The organism is Nocardia sp. bgisy134 (genome assembly GCF_965341865.1).
Lineage (GTDB): Bacteria > Actinomycetota > Actinomycetes > Mycobacteriales > Mycobacteriaceae > Nocardia.
In genome coordinates this window covers 46,202-64,759 of record NZ_CBDQZP010000026.1, presented here as the reverse complement: position 1 = coordinate 64,759, position 18,558 = coordinate 46,202, and the positions used below count along the sequence as shown (strand labels likewise).

At 70.3% G+C, this 18,558-nt stretch carries 18 protein-coding genes; 14 read left to right on the top strand and 4 right to left on the bottom strand.

Going from position 1 to position 18,558, the window contains the following annotated elements; genetic code table 11:
• Positions 1-115 precede the first annotated feature (115 nt).
• The 9 genes from ACRWNM_RS33055 (at position 116) to ACRWNM_RS33015 (ending at position 10,647) form a co-directional block, all read left to right on the top strand.
• Positions 116-955, top strand: a complete 840-nt coding sequence (locus tag ACRWNM_RS33055; RefSeq protein WP_431972108.1) for an alpha/beta fold hydrolase — start codon at positions 116-118, stop codon at positions 953-955.
• A gap of 206 nt (positions 956-1,161) precedes the next feature.
• Entirely contained in the window at positions 1,162-1,521 is a 360-nt protein-coding gene (locus tag ACRWNM_RS33050; RefSeq protein ID WP_431972084.1) for an MmcQ/YjbR family DNA-binding protein, read from the top strand.
• Between the two features lie 421 nt (positions 1,522-1,942).
• The gene (locus tag ACRWNM_RS33045) at positions 1,943-2,533 is read left to right on the top strand and encodes an AAA family ATPase (protein WP_431972083.1); all 591 of its coding nucleotides are present in this window, start codon (positions 1,943-1,945) and stop codon (positions 2,531-2,533) included.
• A gap of 291 nt (positions 2,534-2,824) precedes the next feature.
• Positions 2,825-4,054, top strand: a complete 1,230-nt coding sequence (locus tag ACRWNM_RS33040) for a cysteine desulfurase family protein (protein WP_431972082.1) — start codon at positions 2,825-2,827, stop codon at positions 4,052-4,054.
• Positions 4,054-5,169, top strand: coding sequence for a tRNA 2-thiouridine(34) synthase MnmA (gene mnmA, locus ACRWNM_RS33035; RefSeq protein WP_431972081.1), 1,116 nt, complete (start codon positions 4,054-4,056; stop codon positions 5,167-5,169). Before ACRWNM_RS33040 ends, mnmA begins: the two co-directional genes overlap by 1 nt.
• 254 nt (positions 5,170-5,423) lie before the next feature.
• Positions 5,424-6,482: a methionine synthase gene (locus tag ACRWNM_RS33030; protein WP_431972107.1), complete on the top strand. Its 1,059-nt coding sequence runs from the start codon at positions 5,424-5,426 to the stop codon at positions 6,480-6,482.
• A 70-nt stretch (positions 6,483-6,552) separates the two neighbouring features.
• Entirely contained in the window at positions 6,553-8,667 is a 2,115-nt protein-coding gene (ligA, locus tag ACRWNM_RS33025; RefSeq protein WP_431972080.1) for an NAD-dependent DNA ligase LigA, read from the top strand.
• Positions 8,668-8,768: 101 nt separating this feature from the next.
• Positions 8,769-9,461: an SDR family NAD(P)-dependent oxidoreductase gene (locus ACRWNM_RS33020; RefSeq protein WP_431972079.1), complete on the top strand. Its 693-nt coding sequence runs from the start codon at positions 8,769-8,771 to the stop codon at positions 9,459-9,461.
• Between the two features lie 118 nt (positions 9,462-9,579).
• A complete protein-coding gene (locus ACRWNM_RS33015) occupies positions 9,580-10,647 on the top strand; it encodes an S-adenosylmethionine:tRNA ribosyltransferase-isomerase (RefSeq protein ID WP_431972106.1) in 1,068 nt (355 codons plus the stop codon).
• A gap of 117 nt (positions 10,648-10,764) precedes the next feature.
• Here the strand turns inward: ACRWNM_RS33015 and ACRWNM_RS33010 are convergent, their stop codons facing one another.
• Positions 10,765-11,118 (bottom strand): hypothetical protein, encoded by a 354-nt coding sequence (locus ACRWNM_RS33010; RefSeq protein WP_431972078.1) that lies wholly within the window; start codon positions 11,116-11,118, stop codon positions 10,765-10,767.
• 160 nt (positions 11,119-11,278) lie between these two features.
• Between ACRWNM_RS33010 and ACRWNM_RS33005 the strand changes: the two genes are divergently transcribed.
• From ACRWNM_RS33005 to ACRWNM_RS32995, 3 genes are all read left to right on the top strand, one after another.
• Positions 11,279-12,523 (top strand): AAA family ATPase, encoded by a 1,245-nt coding sequence (locus ACRWNM_RS33005; RefSeq protein WP_431972077.1) that lies wholly within the window; start codon positions 11,279-11,281, stop codon positions 12,521-12,523.
• A 28-nt stretch (positions 12,524-12,551) separates the two neighbouring features.
• Positions 12,552-12,896 carry a hypothetical protein gene (locus tag ACRWNM_RS33000; protein ID WP_431972076.1) on the top strand — a complete coding sequence of 115 codons (345 nt, stop codon included), beginning with the start codon at positions 12,552-12,554 and terminating at the stop codon, positions 12,894-12,896.
• A gap of 123 nt (positions 12,897-13,019) precedes the next feature.
• Positions 13,020-13,526: a GNAT family N-acetyltransferase gene (locus tag ACRWNM_RS32995; RefSeq protein ID WP_431972075.1), complete on the top strand. Its 507-nt coding sequence runs from the start codon at positions 13,020-13,022 to the stop codon at positions 13,524-13,526.
• A 50-nt stretch (positions 13,527-13,576) separates the two neighbouring features.
• Here ACRWNM_RS32995 and ACRWNM_RS32990 read toward each other — a convergent pair whose 3' ends face one another.
• The gene (locus tag ACRWNM_RS32990) at positions 13,577-14,227 is read right to left on the bottom strand and encodes an amino acid-binding protein (RefSeq protein WP_431972074.1); all 651 of its coding nucleotides are present in this window, start codon (positions 14,225-14,227) and stop codon (positions 13,577-13,579) included.
• Positions 14,228-14,590: 363 nt separating this feature from the next.
• Here ACRWNM_RS32990 and gatC point away from each other — a divergent pair, with 363 nt between their 5' ends.
• Both gatC and gatA read left to right on the top strand, forming a co-directional pair.
• Positions 14,591-14,890 (top strand): Asp-tRNA(Asn)/Glu-tRNA(Gln) amidotransferase subunit GatC, encoded by a 300-nt coding sequence (gatC, locus tag ACRWNM_RS32985; RefSeq protein WP_431972073.1) that lies wholly within the window; start codon positions 14,591-14,593, stop codon positions 14,888-14,890.
• Positions 14,887-16,413, top strand: a complete 1,527-nt coding sequence (gene gatA / locus ACRWNM_RS32980; protein WP_431972072.1) for an Asp-tRNA(Asn)/Glu-tRNA(Gln) amidotransferase subunit GatA — start codon at positions 14,887-14,889, stop codon at positions 16,411-16,413. Before gatC ends, gatA begins: the two co-directional genes overlap by 4 nt.
• Positions 16,414-16,501: 88 nt before the next feature.
• Here gatA and ACRWNM_RS32975 read toward each other — a convergent pair whose 3' ends face one another.
• The gene (locus ACRWNM_RS32975; protein WP_431972071.1) at positions 16,502-17,746 is read right to left on the bottom strand and encodes an SGNH/GDSL hydrolase family protein; all 1,245 of its coding nucleotides are present in this window, start codon (positions 17,744-17,746) and stop codon (positions 16,502-16,504) included.
• Positions 17,747-17,836: 90 nt separating this feature from the next.
• The gene (locus ACRWNM_RS32970; protein WP_431972070.1) at positions 17,837-18,283 is read right to left on the bottom strand and encodes an SRPBCC family protein; all 447 of its coding nucleotides are present in this window, start codon (positions 18,281-18,283) and stop codon (positions 17,837-17,839) included.
• Between the last annotated feature and the right edge of the window lie 275 nt (positions 18,284-18,558).

Here is an 18,558-nt window from a genome sequence, read left to right as displayed (position 1 = left end):
GGAGTGCGGACACGATCTCGGCTGCACCGATGATTTTCGGGTGAATCTGTCGTCGATACCGTTGGGTATACCGACAGACAGGAGTCCAGGCATGACGAGACCGTTTCGATTGGGCATGACCTCAGTACGGGCGAACGGTGTGGATCTGGGCATCCAGAGCTTCGGCCGCGAGGACGATCCGCTGGTCCTGCTGGTCGGCGGCACAACGATGTTGTCATGGCCCGACGCGCTGTGCGAGCGGCTCGCGTCGGGCGGGCGGCGCGTGGTCCGCTACGACCTGCGTGACTCCGGCGCGTCGACGACCCTCGACCCGGAGAATCCGGCCTACAACCTGCGGGATCTCGTCTCCGACGCGGCCGCGCTGGTCGGGGTGCTCGGTGCCAGAACCGCCCATCTCGGTGGAATCGGCGTCGGTGGGATGGTCGCTCAGGTCGCCGCGCTGGACCACCCGGACGTGTTCTCCGCACTGACCCTCGTCGGCACTCGGCCGGTGGCGCCGGGCCCGGTCGACGAGGACCTGCCCGACCATGACCGCGCGGTCATGGGCGCGATGTTCTCGCGCCAACGGCCGGACTGGACCGACCGGGACGCTGTCGCGGCGTTCGCCGCCGAGGGCGCCGAGCCGATGGGCAACGATCCGCAGCAGGCGCGGGCGACGGCGGTCCGAATCTGGGACCGGACGCCGTCGAGCGATCCCGCAGTGCACCAGGCGAACCAGCTCGGGATGGTGTTCTCCCGGCTCGACTGCGCCCCGCGCTGGCGGGGCCGGCTCGGTGAGCTCGACGTGCCGACGCTCGTGGTGCACGGTCGCGCCGACCCGTTCTTCCCGGTCGGCAACGGTGAGGTCCTCGCCGCCGAAATCCCCGGGGCGCGACTGCTCGTCCTCGACGACATGGGTACCGCTCTGCGCCACGCCGCGGCCGACCAGGTCGCTGCCGCCATGCTCACCCTGTAACCGCCCGGCTGGTAGGCATCCTGAGCCGGCGGAACGCACGATGATGAATTTCGGGTGGCTCCCTCGTCGAAACTTCTGGATAGACCGAAAGACAGGAGTCCAGACATGACTGACCTGCCGACGTGGCGAAATCGCGTGCGCCGCAGCGGCGATGGCGGGCACCAGTACCTGAGGGCGCATTCACGCGGAACCGAAGGAGTCCGACCATGGCGGTGATCGAAGACGTCAGCCCACTGGGGGCCGAGCTGGAACGCTCGTACCAGGTCTATGTACGTGGCAGGCTGAAGTTCCGCGTCAAGCAAATCGTCTACGTGGCGTTCTCCCTCGACGAGACCGTGATGGGCTTCGCGTTCCCCAGGGAGGAGCGAGCGGCGCTCATCGCGAGCGAGCCGCACAAGTTTCAGATGCCATCGGCATCGGACATGCGCTTCAACTGGATCGAGTCCGACCTCGCGGCCCTGGACCCGACCGAGGCCCGTGAACTCGTCGTCGATGCATGGCGCATGGTCGTTCCCAAGAAACTTTCCCGCGCTTACGATCTCGCTGATCCCCACGGGTGGGTCTGAGGCTCGGACTCCGCAAATCCGGTCGTCGACGTCGCAGTACATGAACGCCACGCGGGTGCACCGAACGCGCGCTCATGCCGCCAGCTTCCGTCGCCCGATCGTTTGCTACTTGCTAGCCCCGGCGGCCAGATAGCTCCCCGCTAAGTGGCCGTGAGTGGGGAATTCCACCTGGCCGCTGACACAAGTGCCTGATCGCGTCCTCCGACGACTTCAACCGCATCCGCCACCGAGTACGTCATGGTCGCAATTAGTTGCCGCTGCGGGCACATACTGAGTGCCCCGATCAGCCCTCGCTGCAGCCGGTGGTCGCGAGCGGACTCAGCCGAAAGACGTGGCAGATCGCCTAGACCAGGAGGTTGAGGAACGCGACGTCAGGGTTATCCCTAGCCCGGTCTGGAGGACATCGTGATGACTGGACCCGTTGGCCCGGTGCCGTTCTCGGCGACGGCGCACCAGGCGCTGCGCGCTCTTGCATCCCCGCGGCCACCGGAGTGACCCTGGTCTGCAGGTCCCGGCAGCGGGCAAGACCACCGCGGCCCGGCTGCTGGCTGAGCTGGTGGACCCGGTCGTGCTCGACAAGGACACCTTCGCGTCGCGGCTCGAGGAGTCGGTGATGGCCGAGCTGACCGGCAACCCTCACGACCGCGACCGCGACCTCTACCGCCGCGTCGTCTCCCCGCACCTCTACGCGGCTCTGGTCGAGCAGGCCGTCACGATCGCCCGTCGCTGCCCGGTCGTGGCCGACGCCCCGTTCCTCGGCTACATCGCCGCCGCCAGTGAACAGGGACAGCGGCTCAGTCGACTACATCCCACAATCACCGGTGGTGAAATCGCGATCCGCACGGTGTGGGTTGACACCGACACCACCCGGCTTCGGGAGCGGATGGCCCACCGTGGTGCCGAGCGCGATCAGCCGAAGCTCGCTGACCGGGAGACCTACCGCACCGGTGTGCTGGACTCGGAGCTCGCCCACAACGGCACGCGCGTCGTCGACTACCTCGTCTCGAGCTGAGTCAGCTCTGACCGGCGATCCGGTCCTACCTCCGATGGCGGTATGGCTGGACGACGTCGGTGAGCTTCGACGACGAACCCTGGAGTCCTTGCCCGCCGCGCAAGCGCGGAAGGCGCGAACCCCTCGGCGCCGGTCGTTTCGAGCGGATTCCTGGCCTCTGAACCGCCGATCCAGGAATACCGATTGGTGATACATGCGTTGAGGATCCTGGGTAAATCGTAGAAACATCGTAGAAAGCAGGGGTGTACCCGAAAAATGCCCAGGTCAGCGGTGGTATAGGCTTTATCGGTCATGAAGTCGGCTTTTTCGGGTCCGGTCACCGGTGCTGCGCCCCAGACGGTCTACCTCGATCATGCGGCCACCACACCGATGCTGCCTGCCGCGATCGAGGCGATGACGGCTGCCATGGCACGGCCGGGGAACGCCTCGTCGGTGCACGGATCGGGGCGCGCCGCGCGCCGGTCGCTCGAGGAGGCGCGTGAGTCGATCGCCGCGAATCTGGGCGCCCGGCCGTCCGAGGTGATCTTCACCTCCGGCGGCACCGAGAGCGACAATCTGGCGGTCAAGGGCATCTACTGGGCGCGCAGGGACGCCGAGCCGCGCCGCACCAGGATCATCGCAAGCTCGATCGAGCATCACGCGGTCATCGACGCGGTGGAGTGGCTGGAGCAGCACGAGGGCGCGCACGCGACGTGGCTGCCGGTGGACGCCGACGGCGTGGTGTCGCCGCGCATGCTGCGAGCGGCGCTGGCCGAGCATCCCGACGAGGTCGCCCTCGTCACCGTCATGTGGGCCAACAACGAGGTCGGCGCCATCCAGCCGATCGCCGAATTAGCCGCGGTGGCACAGGAATTCGGCGTCCCCATGCACAGCGACGCGATCCAGGCCGCGGCCCAGCTGCCGATCGACTTCGCCGCGAGCGGCCTGTCCGCGGCCAGCTTCGCCGGGCACAAGGTCGGTGGACCGCACGGTGTCGGCGTGCTGCTGCTCGGCAGGCAGGTGGCGTGCGTGCCACTGCTGCACGGCGGCGGCCACGAGCGCGACCTGCGCTCCGGCACCTCGGACACCGCGGCCGCGGTCGGCCTGGCCACCGCGCTGGACGTCACCGTCACCGAACTGCCCACGCGCACTGCCGAATTGGCCGCGCTGCGGGACGCGCTCATCGCGGGCGTGACCGAAGCCGTGCCGGAGGCCGTGTTGAACGGCCCGGCAGGCGCGCGGCGTCTGCCCGGCAACGCGCACTTCACGTTCCCCGGCTGCGAGGGTGATTCGCTGCTGATGCTGCTGGACGCCGCCGGGATCGAATGCTCGACCGGCTCCGCCTGCAACGCGGGCGTGGCCACGCCGAGTCACGTGCTGATCGCCATGGGCGTCGAGCCATGGGTGGCGCGGGGTTCGTTGCGATTCTCGTTGGGACACACGTCGACCCGCGCCGACGTGGACGCCCTCCTCGATGTCTTGCCCCAAGTGGTGGAGCGGGCCAGGGCCGCTGGTCTTGCCGGTGCGAAAGGTGGTGTGTGATGCGGGTACTCGCGGCGATGAGCGGTGGTGTCGACTCCGCCGTCGCGGCGGCGCGCGCCGTCGACGCCGGGCACGAGGTGGTCGGCGTGCATCTGGCGCTCTCGGCTACCCCGGGCACGCTGCGCACCGGTTCGCGCGGTTGCTGCTCGAAGGAGGACGCGGGCGACGCGCGCCGCGCCGCCGACGTGCTCGGAATCCCCTTCTACGTCTGGGATTTCGCGGACCGCTTCAAGGAAGACGTGATCGACGACTTCGTGGCGGCCTACGCGGCGGGCGAGACGCCCAACCCGTGCCTGCGCTGCAATGAGAAGATCAAGTTCTCGGCGCTGGCCGACCGCGCGGTGGCGCTCGGCTTCGACGCCGTCGTCACCGGTCACTACGCCCGGCTCGAGGACGGCGTGCTGCGCCGCGCGGTGGACGCGGACAAGGACCAGTCCTACGTGCTTGCCGTGCTCACCGCCGAGCAGCTGTCGCGCGCCATGTTCCCGGTCGGCGACACCCCGAAGCCGCAGATCAGGGCCGAGGCCGCCGAGCGTGGACTCGCGGTGGCGAACAAGCCGGACAGCCACGACATCTGCTTCATCCCCTCCGGTGACACGCGCGCCTTCCTCGGCGCCAAGATCGGCATCCGCCCCGGCGCCGTAGTGGACGCCGAAGGCACGGTGCTCGCCGAGCACGAGGGTGTGCACGGCTTCACCATCGGCCAGCGCAAAGGCCTCGGATTGGCGGGCCCGGGGGCCGACGGCAAGCCGCGCTACGTCACCGACATCGACCCCGTGTCCGGCACCGTGCGCGTCGGCTCGGCCGAGGACCTGCGGGTCTGGACGGTGCGGGCCGAGCGCGCGATCTGGACCTCGGGCTCGGCGCCGGACGGCCCGATCGAGTGCGTCGCGCAGGTGCGCGCGCACGGCGGCACCGCGCCCGCGATCGCCGAGGCGGTGGACGGCGGCCTCGAGGTGCGGCTGCGCGAACCACTGACCGGCGTCGCCCGTGGGCAGGCCGTCGTGCTGTACCGGCCGGACGCGCTCGGCGACGAGGTCATCGGCAGCGGCACCATCAGCGACACCTCGCGCGAGGAGCACTCCGTGGACGACGCGGCGGTCGAGGCGCGGTAACGCCGACCGGACGACGGGCTGCCGTGCTGGCGTACACGCCGCCACCCCGACCCGCACGCCGTGATCGCCCGGGCTTCGATACGCGCTAGTGTCACGATGCCGCGGCCGGGCGGGACACGACGGATCCGGGCATCTGGCGTCGAGCCACCGGTGTACCGCGGCGGCGGACAAGCACACATCGACATGGGTAGGACGTGGTGAGCGAAACCGGAACTAACGCTGCGGCTTCCGCCGATCGGAGCGACGCCGACCCGCTGTCCGGCGGCATCGCGACGGCCGTGGGGTCGTGGCCGGGCGGCGATCCGCGCGAGGCCGCGAACACCGTGCTCGGCGAGCTGGCCGAGCTGACCCACCTGCCCGAGCTCCCGGGCCGTGGTCTCGGCGCGGACATGATCGGCCGCGTTTCGGCCCTGCTGGTGGACATGCGCTTCGACACCAGTACCCGCGGCTATCGGCTGGCGTCGCGCCCCGGCGCGGTCTCCCGCCGCGCTCGCGATCTGCTGCGCGCCGACCTGGACGCGCTCGAAGAGGCTTGGGAGACATCGGGTTCGGCGGGCACCGGACGCGTCGTCAAGGTTCAGGCCACCGGTCCGCTCACGCTGGCCGCCGAGGTCGAGCTGCCCGGCGGACACCGCGCGCTCACCGATTCCGGTGCGCTGCGGGATCTTTCGGAATCCCTCGCGGAGGGTCTCGCCCAGCACGTAGCCGAGGTGGGCAAACGGCTCGGCGCGCGGGTCGTGCTGCAACTCGACGAGCCGTCGCTGACCGACGTGCTGAACGGTTCGCTGCGCGGTGTCAGCGTGCTGGACACCGTGCGCGCGATGCCGGAGCCCGAGGCGCTCGCGGTGTTCGACGGCGTCGTCGAGGCGCAATCGGCCCCGGTGCTGGTGCACAGTTGCGCCGCACCGCCCGCGCTGGGCTTCATGCGCCGCAGCGCGGCCGCCGCGGTCGGCTTCGACGTCGCGACGATCGGCACCCGCGATCTCGACAGCATCGGCGAGACGCTCGATGCGGGGAAGCGGCTGGTGCTCGGGCTTGTGCCGACCACCGACCCCGCGATCAGGACCGCAGCGCAGGCGACCAAGAGCACAGCGGCACCGACACCGGTGACCTGGCGGGAGATCGCGGAACCCGGCGTCCGGCTCATCGATCGCCTCGGTTTTCCGCGCACCGCGCTCGCGGACAGCGTGCTCGTCGCTCCGGCGTGCGGGCTGGCGGGCGCGCCGCTGTCCTGGGCGCGGCGCGCGCTGAGCCTGGCGAACGAGGTGGCTCGCGCCTACGCCGAGGACCCGGAGTCGCTGACCTTCTCCTGACCGGTCCCGACCGGGCGACAGGGCGTCGACGTGCGGGAATGTGTCGGTGCGCTCGACTACTGTGCCTCTCGTGAGTGACAGCGACAGTGCGGTGGTTCCGGCGACGGCAGAGCAGCGGGTGCAGTGGCAGCAGCTCGCGGACGAGGTGCGCGAGCACCAGTTCCGCTACTACGTGCGTGACGCGCCGATCATCTCCGACGGGGAGTTCGACGAGCTGCTGCGGCGGCTGCAGGCCATGGAAGAAGAACACCCTGATCTGCTGACCCCCGATTCGCCGACCCAGCTGGTCGGCGGCGGCTTCGCGACCGATTTCACCGCGGTCGACCATCTGGAGCGGATGCTCTCGCTGGACAACGTCTTCAGCTACGACGAGCTACGCGCCTGGGCTGCGCGGGTGGAGGCCGAGACCGGTCCGAACCTGCACTACCTGTGCGAGGTGAAGATCGACGGCGTCGCGCTCAACCTGGTCTACGAGAAGGGCAGGCTGGTGCGCGCCGCGACCCGCGGCGACGGCCGCACCGGTGAGGACGTCACCCTGAACGCGCGCACCATCGACGATATCCCGACCGAACTCGCCGCCTCCGACGAGTTCCCCGTACCGGACCTGCTCGAGGTGCGCGGCGAGGTCTACATGCGGCTGGAGGATTTCGAGACACTCAACGCGTCCATCGTCGCCGAGGGCAAGCCGCCGTACGCGAATCCGCGCAACACCGCGGCAGGCTCGCTGCGGCAGAAGGACCCGTCGGTCACCGCGCGCAGGCGGCTGCGGATGATCTGTCACGGCTTCGGCCGCATCGAGGGCTACACCCCGGCCTCGCAACACGACGCGTACCGCGCGCTGGCGGCATGGAAGCTGCCGGTCTCCGAGCACACCAGGCGGGTGCAAGGCGTGGAAGCGGTGATCGAGCGGGTGGCCTACTGGGGTGAACACCGCCACGACATCGAGCACGAGATCGACGGTCAGGTCATCAAGGTCGACGAGATGTCGCTGCAACGCCGCCTCGGTTCGACCTCGCGGGCGCCGCGCTGGGCGATCGCCTACAAGTACCCGCCCGAGGAAGCCACGACCAAGCTGCGCAACATCGAGGTCAACGTGGGCCGCACCGGGCGGGTCACCCCGTTCGCGGTGATGGAGCCGGTGTCCATCGCGGGGTCGACCGTCGCCATGGCGACGCTGCACAACGCCTCCGAGGTCAAGCGCAAGGGTGTGCTGATCGGCGACACGGTCACCATCCGCAAGGCGGGCGACGTGATCCCCGAGGTCCTCGGCCCGGTGGTGGACGCGCGCACCGGCGAGGAACGCGAGTTCGTCATGCCGACGCACTGTCCCGAGTGCGGCACCGAGCTGGCTCCGGAGAAGGAGGGCGACGCCGACATCCGCTGCCCGAACCAGCGTTCCTGCCCCGCGCAGCTGCGAGAGCGGGTGTACCACGTGGCCAGCCGCAATGCCTTCGACATCGAAGCGCTCGGCTACGAAGCGGCCATCGACCTGCTGAAGTCCGGCGCGATCACCGACGAGGGCGACCTGTTCGACCTCGACGAGCCTCGCTTGCTCACCACCTCGCTGTTCGCCAACAAGAACGGCAGCCTCTCCGCGAACGGCAAACGGCTGCTCGACAACCTCGACTCCGCCAAGGACCGTCCGCTGTGGCGGGTGCTGGTCGGCCTGTCCATCCGGCATGTCGGCCCCACCGCAGCCAGGGCGCTGGCCGCCGAATTCGGCAGCATGGCGCGGATCGAGTCGGCCACCGCCGAGGAGCTGGGCGCCGCCGACGGCGTCGGCCCGACCATCGCCGCCGCGGCGGCCGAGTGGTTCACCGTCGACTGGCACCGCGCGATCGTGGACAAGTGGCGCGCGGCAGGCGTGCGGATGGAGGACGAGCGCGACGAGTCCATCGAACGCACGCTGGAGGGCCTGTCGATCGTCGTCACCGGTTCGCTGCAAGGTTTTTCCCGCGACGGCGCGAAGGAGGCCATCCTGATCCGCGGCGGCAAGGCGGCGGGCTCGGTCTCCAAGAAGACGGCGTTCGTGGTGATCGGCGAGGCGCCGGGGTCGAAGGCGGCCAAGGCCGAGGAACTCGGCGTGCCGATCCTGGACGAGGACGGATTCCGGCTGCTGCTGGAGCGCGGGCCGGAGGCGGTGGCCCCCACGGCGTCCGACGCCGAAGAAGTCGTCGAGGAATAGCCGCCGCGGCCGGTGATTTCACGCGGTGGGGAACGGCACTTGACCTGAACCTTGCTTCAGGTACGACGATCGGTCTGGTAGGCAACTGTCAGGAGACCGTCATGACTCACCGTCCCACCGCCCTGATCACCGGCGCATCCGCCGGGCTCGGCCTCGCACTCTCGCGCGCGCTGGCCGGGCGCGGCTGGCGAGTGATCGGCACCGCTCGTCGTGGCGACCGGCTCGACCGGGTCCGCGCCGAGCTGGGCGCCGCGTTCATCGCCGTCACCGGAGACGTCACCGATCCCGCGCACCGCGCTCGGCTGGCCGAAATCGCCGCGGGCGCAGGACCGCTCGACCTCGTGGTGAACAATGCCAGCAGGCTCGGACCGAGTCCGCAGCCCCGGTTGGCCGACTATCCGCTCGACGAGCTCGAGGCCGTCTATCGCACGAACGTGGTGGCGCCGCTGGCGATTCTCCAGGCGGTGCTGCCGCTGCTCGATCTCGGCAGTGTCGTGGTCGACATCAGTTCCGACGCCGCCGTGGAACCGTATCCGGGGTGGGGCGGGTACGGTTCGGCCAAAGCGGCGCTGGACCAGCTCACCGCGATCCTCGCGGCCGAGCATCCGGAGCTGGCCGTCTACTCCTTCGATCCGGGCGATATGCGCACCGAGATGCACCAAGCCGCGTTCCCCGGCGAGGACATCTCCGATCGGCCCGAGCCGGACAGCGTCGTGCCCGCACTGCTGCGGTTGCTCGACGAACGTCCGAAGAACGGCCGCTACACCGCGGCGGATTTCGCGGTGGCGCGATGAGGGAGCGAATCATGTTCCAGCGAGCGTCGCGCACGCCGGAGCCGAGCGCTGGCGAGGTGCAGGCGTGAGCAGCGAAGCATCGACCGCGCCCGCGCGGGGCGCATCGCGGCACCGTCCGCTGTCGAAACACGGAAATGCCGGGGCCGGAACGGGTTCCGCGGGATGGGCGCGGTCCTTCGAACTGCCCGACCGCTACAACGCCGAGGCCCCGCCCGAGACGCGCGGCACGGCGCGGGACGACGTCCGGCTGCTGGTCGCCGGAGATCGGCCAACCCACGCGCGATTCCGCGAGCTGCCTCGCTACCTGCGCCCGGGCGATCTGGTGGTGGTGAACAATTCGGCGACCACCTCCGCCGCTGTCGACGCCGCCATCGCGGACCTGCCGATCACCCTGCACTTCGCCACCTGGCTGGACGACGGTGGCTGGGTGGTCGAGGCGCGGACCCGCGAGCGCACCCCGCTGCCGAGCCGGGAACTGCGGGCGGGCACCGTGATCGAGCTGCCGGACGGCGCACGCGCGACACTGCGCGAGCCGTGGCTGCCGGGAGCGCGCAGGCTGTGGATCGCCGACGTCACCATGGATCCGCGAGTTCTCATGAACGAGCACGGACGACCGATCACCTACTCCTACGTGCCGCGCCGCTGGTCGCCCTCGTACTACACGACGGTGTTCGGACGGATCCCTGGCAGCGCGGAAATGCCCAGCGCCGCACGGCCGTTCACGCACGACGTGGTGCTGGACCTGGTCAGCTCCGGGATCGCCCTCGCTCCGATCACCTTGCACACGGGCGTCTCCTCACCGGAAGCCGGGGAACCGCCGTGCCCGGAGCGCTTCGCCGTGCCCGCGGCCACGGCACGTCTGGTGAACGACACCAGAGCCGCGAACGGCCGGGTCGTCGCGGTCGGTACCACGGTCACCAGGGCGCTCGAATCCGCTGCCGACACGGACGGGCGGGTGCGCCCCGAGAACGGGTGGACCGAGCTCGTCCTCGGCGCGGGTCGTCCCGTCCGGGTGGTCGACGGGCTGATCACCGGCTGGCACGCGCCCGGCGCGTCGCACCTGGACCTGCTGGTCGCGGTCGCCGGGGACTCCACCGTGCGCCGCGCGTACGGGGAAGCGCTCGACACCGGCTACTTATGGCACGAGTTCGGCGACAGCGCGCTGCTGTGGCGCGGCGGCGGCTAGCGGGGCGTGACCGGCACTGCGGCGCATCAGGTCTCCCAAGGCGCCCAGGTCTCCCACCGCTCCTATCGCGCATCGGATCGGAGACGCGGTACTTGCCGAGTTCGGAAGCGGTGTCGATCAGGCGGGCTGGACCTGCACGGTGGCGCTTTCCTGGCCCTCGATTTCGAGGCGCGCGCAGTACCCGCCTGGTTCGAGTTCGATATGCCGCCGGTTGATCCGGCGCGGACCGGTGGTCTCCACCACGACCGAGGTGCCTCCCGTCGAACACACCTTGCTCACCGCCGGTCGAGCGGTGTAAGTCGCGCTGCCGCTCTGGCACACGTTGGTGGCGTCGTTGAGAAACACCCGCGCGGTGCCATCCGGGCACGGCGCCTCGGCGACCGCCGTCTGCGGCAGCGCGACCACCGCACCGGCGGCGATCGCGCCGATCACCGAGCCTCGGATCACGAGCCGACGAAGCGTACGTGTCATCGCTGGACCTCATCCATTCGGAGACGTTCGGACAGCCACGCCCCCAACAGGAGCTAGCGCCAGCATGCTAACCCCGATCGCTCCCGCTGTCCCCGCGTCCGCCGGGGCCGGACGGAGGGTTGGTGTCGCCTCGCGGCGGGCGAGACGGAAGTATGGCGGCATGCTGCGGAGTTTTCAGGTGACCAACCACAGATCGCTGGCCGACCGCCAGGAGTTGCGGCTGACCAAGGGGAGCGGGCCGGTGGCGGTCCCGGTGACCGCGGTGCACGGTGGGACGGCGGCGGGGAAGACGAGCCTGATCGATGCGCTCGGGCACATGCGCGACGCGGTGCTGCACTCGGTCACCGGCTGGGATCCGTACGCGGGCCCGGTTCGCGCGCCGCACTTGGGTTTTCCGGATCGGCCGACCGAGTTCGTCGTGGGGTTCGTCGCGGAGGGCTGCCCGTTCACCTACGGCTTCCAGCTGGACAACGCCGAGGTGACGGCCGAGTGGTTGCACAGCCATCCGCGCTCGCGCAAGCGAATCGTGTTCGAGCGCAACGGCGAACAGATCAAGATCGGTCCCATGTTCGAGGCCGCGCGCTACGGCATTGCCGCGCTGATGCCGCTGGTGCGCCCGAACGCGTTGCTGCTCAGCCTCGCCGGGCAGATGTACGCCGAGGCGCTGGTGCCCGCGTACCGCTGGTTCTCCTCGATGCTCGAGGTGCAGCGCGGCGCGGTCGAGCCGGACGCGGTGGCGCACCGGCTGGGCAGCCACATCTCGCGTTCCCCGGACAACGCGGCTCGGCTGCTGCTGTTGCTGCGCGCCGCTGAGCTGGGTATCACCGATCTGCTGATCGCCGATGACGATCCGCTCTACGCCGACTATCTCCGCGAACTCGACGCCGACATCGAGGGCGCCGCCGAACAGGCCGAGCTGTGCGCCACCTCGCCCGGCCACGCCGACCGCCTGCTGCGCGACAACGGGATCACCCCGCTGATGCTGGAGCGGGAGCTGACGAATCTGCGCGCCGCCCGCGACGCGCTCTACACCCGCATGGTGGCCCGGCGCGGCGTCGGCCTGAGCTTGGTCCACGCGGGCATCGACGCCCCGTTCGACATCACCGACGAATCCGCCGCGACGCTCTCGCTGCTCCGGCTGCTGCCGACCATGCTGGACGCGCTCGACAACGGACGGGTGCTCGCGGTCGACGACATCGGCGCGCAGTTGCCCGCCGAGCAGGCCGACCGGCTGATCCAGCTGTTCCAGAATCCGGAGACCAATGCCAACGGCGCCCAACTGGTCTTCACCACCGACAACCGCTCGCTGATCGATCGGGGCAACGGGCGTTCGCAGCGCACCCGCACGGCGGTCTGGCAGGTCCGCCGCACCGAGCGCGGAGCCAGCGAACTCGCCGCGCTCTGAGCGGACACGTCCGCCATACGATGGGGACATGCTGGAATTCGCAATGCTGGTGATCATGGTCACCACGCTCGTGGCGCTGCTGGTGGCCTATCGCCGGGGGCGGCAGGGCTTCCAGCCCGCCGAACCGGAGTCCGGCACGCTGTACGTCACGGGCGTGAGCCCGCTCCCGGACGCCGAGGGTGAGCAGTTCGTCACCATCACCGGCAATCTGTTCGGCCCCTCGGTGCCGGAGACCGTGGTGTACGGCCGCTTCGTCTGGGACGTGAGCCAGTGGCCCGCGATCGGCGATTACATCCCGGTGGTCTACCCGCAGGGCAAGCCGGACCGGTGGCAGATAGCTCACCCTGGCGGCCGTCCCGGCCTGGGTTTCTGAACTGGTCGGATGTCAAGGTCGCCCGCGCCGGTGGCAGGATGCCGGTGTGAGCGAACGGAGTGAGCGAATCATGTGCCAGCGCGCTTCGCGCATGCCGGAGCCGAGCGTCAGCGAGGCGCAGGCATGAGCGTGTGCGAGATGGTCATCCGGACGGCGACTCCGGAGGAGTACGCCGCGATCGGCGAGCTGACCGTCGACGTCTACGTGAGCGAGGGCTATGTCCCGCCGGGCAGCCCGTACGCCGCCGAGCTCGCCGACACCGTGCGCAGGGCGGCCGCGGCCCAGGTCTTGGTCGCGGTGCACGACGATCGGGTGGTCGGCTCGCTCACCGTCGCCCGCTACGGCATGCCCTACGCGGAGATCGCCCGGCCCGGTGAGCTGGAGTTCCGCATGCTCGCGGTCGCGAAGCGGGCGCGCGGCCTCGGTGCCGGAACGGCTCTGGTGCGCACCGTGATCGAAATGGCGGCCGCGGAATCGTGCGAAGCGGTGGCGCTGACCACCATGCCCGCGATGGTCGACGCCCGCCGCATCTACGACCGCTTCGGTTTCGTCGCCGTGCCGGAACGGGATTGGACGACGCCGGCGGGCGAACTGCTCACCGTGTTGCGCTTGCCCCTGTCTTCCTACTGACCGCCGCGCGAGTCGGCCTGCGCGCCAAGCCCGCCCGGGATGGTCCCGGTTCAGCCGAGAACGGTCGCGACGATGCCCGCCAGGTAGCCGAGCCGCGCCACCTCCGACGGACGGAAGTCCGGCCCGCCCGGCCTGCCGAGCAGCAGCACCTTGCCGGTGTTGCCCAGCGGCGCGGCGGCCAGCTTGGTGTCCATATCGCGCCAGATCTGCGGCACCCAGTCGGCCTCGGGGTCGAGCACCGAGGGCTTCTCCAGCGGCATCCACGGCGCCGAACCGGCCTGCGTCTGCGGCGCGCTCTGGCTCCCGACCACCCGGTAGGCGCCGTGCAGGCCCAGGTCGATCACAGTGCTCCAGCCGACCCGCAGCACCCGCGGCACGCCGTCGACGAGCACTTGCAGCCGGTCGTCGCGGGCGCTGGCCACCTGGTCGATGAGCTCGAGCTCGCGGTGGGTGTCCAGCACGCCCGAATAGGGGCGGATGGAGTCCACGTGCACGTCGCCGATCGATTCCGCGGCGGTGATGAGGGTGTCGGGTAGTGCGTTGGGTGGAACTTCCACGACGAGATCATCCACGGCGAAGCCTGCCCCGCGTTCCACGACATCCAGCGAGAGGATGTCGGCGCCGACGGAACCCAATGCGAGCGCGAGTGCGCCGAGGCTTCCCGGGCGATCCGGAAGTTGCACGCGAAGCAGGTAAGACACGCGCGTTCCTTTCCTCTGGCCGGCCGAGCCTGGTGGTCGGATACCCGGATGACGCAATACTTACACCCCTGACGGCCCGTTATCGACTCGAGGAGGGGTCAGTGACGAACGCCACGTGGCGGTTTCGCGCCATCACGGCGTGTCGGGCTAGATCTGACGGTGTGTCGTCGGAGTTCGTGCGGTCGGACGGGCGGTGAGTGGCCCGGCGTACTGTCGATGTGTCCACCGCTGCCCGGCGGTGACCGGGTGGGCGGAGCGATCCCGGTCGCGGACTAACATCTTCCGTGCACGATGTGAGCCGAGCGCAAGCGCGGTCGTCGTGCACGGCCACCCATGCACAACCATGCCGAAAGGGGTTCCGCGGTGCCCGCCATCTCCCGCGACGAGGTCGCACACCTCGCCCGGCTGTCCCGGCTCGCGCTGTCCGACGCCGAACTGGATCAGTTCGCCGGTCAGCTGGATTCGATCCTGAGCCACGTGCGGACCATCTCCGAGGTCGCCGCCGCCGACGTCCCGGCCACGTCCTCGCCGAATCCGGCGACCAACGTGACCCGCGCCGACGAGCTCGTACCCGGCCTGACGCCGCACGAGGCGTTGGCGGCCGCGCCCGCGGTCGACGAGCAGCGCTTCATGGTGCCGCAGATTCTGGGAGAGGGCGAATGAGTACAGCATCGCAGGGCGATTCCGTGAGGGGCGGGGGCCGGGAGACGGGTGGGCCAGAGCTGACCACCCTCAGCGCGGCCGAACTGGCCGCGAAGATCCACGCCCGCGAGGTGTCCTCGGCCGAGGTCACCCAGGCGCACCTGGATCGGATCGCCGAGGTGGACGGCGAGATCAACGCGTTCCTGCACGTCGCGGGCGAGCAGGCGCTCGCTGCCGCGGCCGCGGTGGACACGGCGCTGGCCGAGGGGCAAGCTCCGGCCTCGCCGCTGGCCGGAGTTCCGTTGGCGCTCAAGGACGTCTTCACCACCACGGACATGCCGACCACCTGTGCCTCGAAGATCCTCGAGGGCTGGATGTCGCCGTACGACGCGACGCTGACCGGCAAGCTGCGCGCGGCTGGTATCCCGATCCTCGGCAAGACCAACATGGACGAGTTCGCGATGGGCTCGTCGACCGAGAACTCCGCGTACGGCCCGACCCGCAACCCCTGGGACACCACCAGGATCCCGGGTGGTTCCGGCGGCGGCTCGGCGGCCGCGCTGGCCTCGCACCAGGCGCCGCTGGCCATCGGCACCGACACCGGCGGCTCGATCCGGCAGCCCGCCGCGGTGACCGCGACCGTCGGCACCAAGCCGACCTACGGCACGGTCTCGCGCTTCGGCCTGGTCGCCTGCGCGTCCTCGCTGGATCAGGGCGGGCCGTGTGGCCGCACGGTGCTCGACACCGCGCTGCTGCACGAGGTGATCGCCGGATACGACCCCAGGGACTCGACCTCGCGCGACGTCCCGGTGCCGCCGGTGGTGGCCGCCGCGCGCGCGGGCGCCGCGGGCGATCTGCGCGGCGTGAAGATCGGCGTGGTCAAGGAACTGCACTCCGACAGCTACCAGCCCGGCGTGCTCGCCTCCTTCGACGCCGCGGTCGGCGTGCTGAAGGAGCTGGGCGCCGAGGTGGTCGAGGTGTCGTGCCCGCACTTCGAATACGGCCTGCCGTCCTACTACCTGGTGATGCCGTCCGAGGTGTCGTCGAACCTGGCGCGCTTCGACGCCATGCGCTACGGCCTGCGCGTCGGCGACGACGGCACGCACAGCGCCGAGCAGGTCATGGCGATGACCCGCGCGGCGGGCTTCGGCCCCGAGGTCAAGCGCCGCATCATGATCGGCACCTACGCCCTCTCGGCGGGCTACTACGACGCCTACTACGGTCAGGCGCTCAAGGTCCGCACGCTGATCGCGCGCGACTTCGACGCCGCCTACGAGCAGGTCGACGTTCTGGTCTCGCCGACGAGCCCGTTCACCCCGTGGAAGCTGGGCGAGAAGGTCGACGACCCGCTGGCCATGTACCTGTCGGACCTGTGCACGCTGCCCACCAACCTGGCCGGGCACCCGGCCATGTCGGTGCCGTCGGGGCTGAGCAAGGACGACGGCATGCCGGTGGGTCTGCAGATCATGGCCCCCGCGTTGGCCGACGATCGGCTGTACCGGGTGGGCGCGGCCTACGAGGCCGCCCGCGGACCCGTCGCCTGACGGTAGACCGGACAACGGCGAGCGGGCCGGGGCGCGATGCCCCGGCCCGCTCGCCGTTTCGATGCTCGTGTCCGGCCGATCTGTCGCCTCAGCGCAGATCGGTGAGGTTCACGGCCTGCGCCATCGCGCGGTAGCCCGCGTCGTTGGGGTGCAAGCGATCTCCGCTGTCGAAGGCGGGGTGCAGTCGGCTCGGGTCCGCCGGATCGGCGAGCGCGGCGGCGGTGTCGACGACCGCGTCGTATTCACCGGAGGTGCGGATCCACTCGTTGACGGCCAACCGCTTGGCCTCGGCCTCCGGCGTGTCGTACGGCGAACCACCCAGCGGCAGGATGGTCGCGCCGATGACGCGAAGTCCGGCGGCGCGGGCCAGGGCGATCAGCTCCCGGTGCGCGGCGATCAGCTGGTCGGCCGAGACCGGCACCGGCGGTTCACCCAGGTTGGCCGCGCCCGTGCTGAGACCGATGTCGTTGGCGCCCTCCAGGATGATCACCGTGCCGACGCCCGGCTGGTCGAGGACGTCGTGCTGGAAGCGGCGCAGTGCGCTCTCGCCGAGCCAATCGGAGTCGACGGTCACCCGGTTGCCGCCGATGCCCTGGTTCAGCACCGCGCGCGGGGCGCCCGCCGCGGCGAGGCGTTCGGCGAGTTCGTCGGGGAAGCGGTTGTCCGCGTCGGTGGCCGAGCCGACGCCGTCGGTGATGGAGTCGCCGAAGGCCACCACGGCGGGCGGGTTCGGCGCGAGATCGGCCACCTCGACGCCCGCCAGGTAGTACCAGGTCGGGGTGGTCTCGGTGAACGCCGCGGCGGTCGGGTCGGCGCGGTGATCGCCCGCGGCGCGGTAGGTGGTGGCGATGGCCTGCGCGTGCTGCGTGGCGGGGCCGGTCGGCTCGGCGAAGAACAGCGTGATGGTGATCGAGTCGAAGGCGTTGAGCGGCAACGCGACCGGATCGGTGAGGAGGTCGGCGCCCGGCGGGATCACGAAAGTGGGTGACAGCCCGACGGTCAGGTGCGACAAGGTCTCGGGCCGGATGGCGCCCGCGCCCGCGGTCCGCGCGATGGTCGCGCCGGTGATCGTCAGCGGCGCGGCGCCGTAGCGGTTGGTCAGCCGCACCCGGGTGGTGAGCCCGCCCTCGCTGACCCGAACCACCTGGCGCAGCGTCTGATTCGCGAAGCCTTCCTTGGCCCAGTTGGTCACGAACGCGCGGCTCGGCAGATGCGGCGACGTCGCCCACGCCGTGGTCCAGCCCGGCGGGTCCGCGGGACGGGCCGCCGCGCCCGCGGCGGTGAACGGTAGCAGGATCAGCAGCAGAGCCAGCAGGGCTCGAACGACGCGCACGACGTAATCCGTTCTCTCGTGGTCGAACTCGGCGAATCGCCGAACAGGACGACACAACCACGAGAGGGACGAGACGATTCCCGGCGTGTGTCAGGCGGTACGCAGCATCTCGGCGCGACGCTGGATACCGGCGGTCATGCCTTCGAAACCGCGGCGCAGATTCGCGCCGAGCACCGCGGCCACCACCGGGTGGAACCAGCCGCCGAGCTCGAAATGCGATTCGTACCGGGTGCGTTCGGGGCTCACCGCGGTGACGGTGTGCGAGCGGAGGCTGTGCAGCGCGCCGAGGGGCACGGGTTTCATCGAGTAGCTGAGCTCGCGGCCCGGTGTGTGGCTGCGAATCCATTCGCGCTGACGCCGCGGGGTGGAGCCGTAGACCTGCACGAGCATGTCGATCGGCGCACCGGGCGTCAGCGTGCTCTCGCATTCGGTGACGAAGGGGTTCCACTCGCCGTAACGGGGGAGGTCCGTGATCACCTGCCACACCAGGTCGGCCGGTGCGTCGATGTACACCGCCGCGTCGATGACAAAGCCCATGGGAGCAAATTAGAACAAGTTCTACCGCTGCGTCAATGAACGGCTCGCTCAGCGGGAGATGGCGCCGATCGGTGCGCTCGGCAGGACTCGGCGCCGACCGGCCCACTCGGTACGGAGCCGGCGCGGATCGGTGCGCTTGGTATGAACCTGGCGCGGATCGGTGCGATCGGCGCGAACCTGGCGCGGATCGGTGCGATCGGCGCGAACCTGGCGCGGATCGGTGCGTTGGGCACGAACCTGGCGCGGACCGATGCGCTCGGCGCGAACCTGGCGCG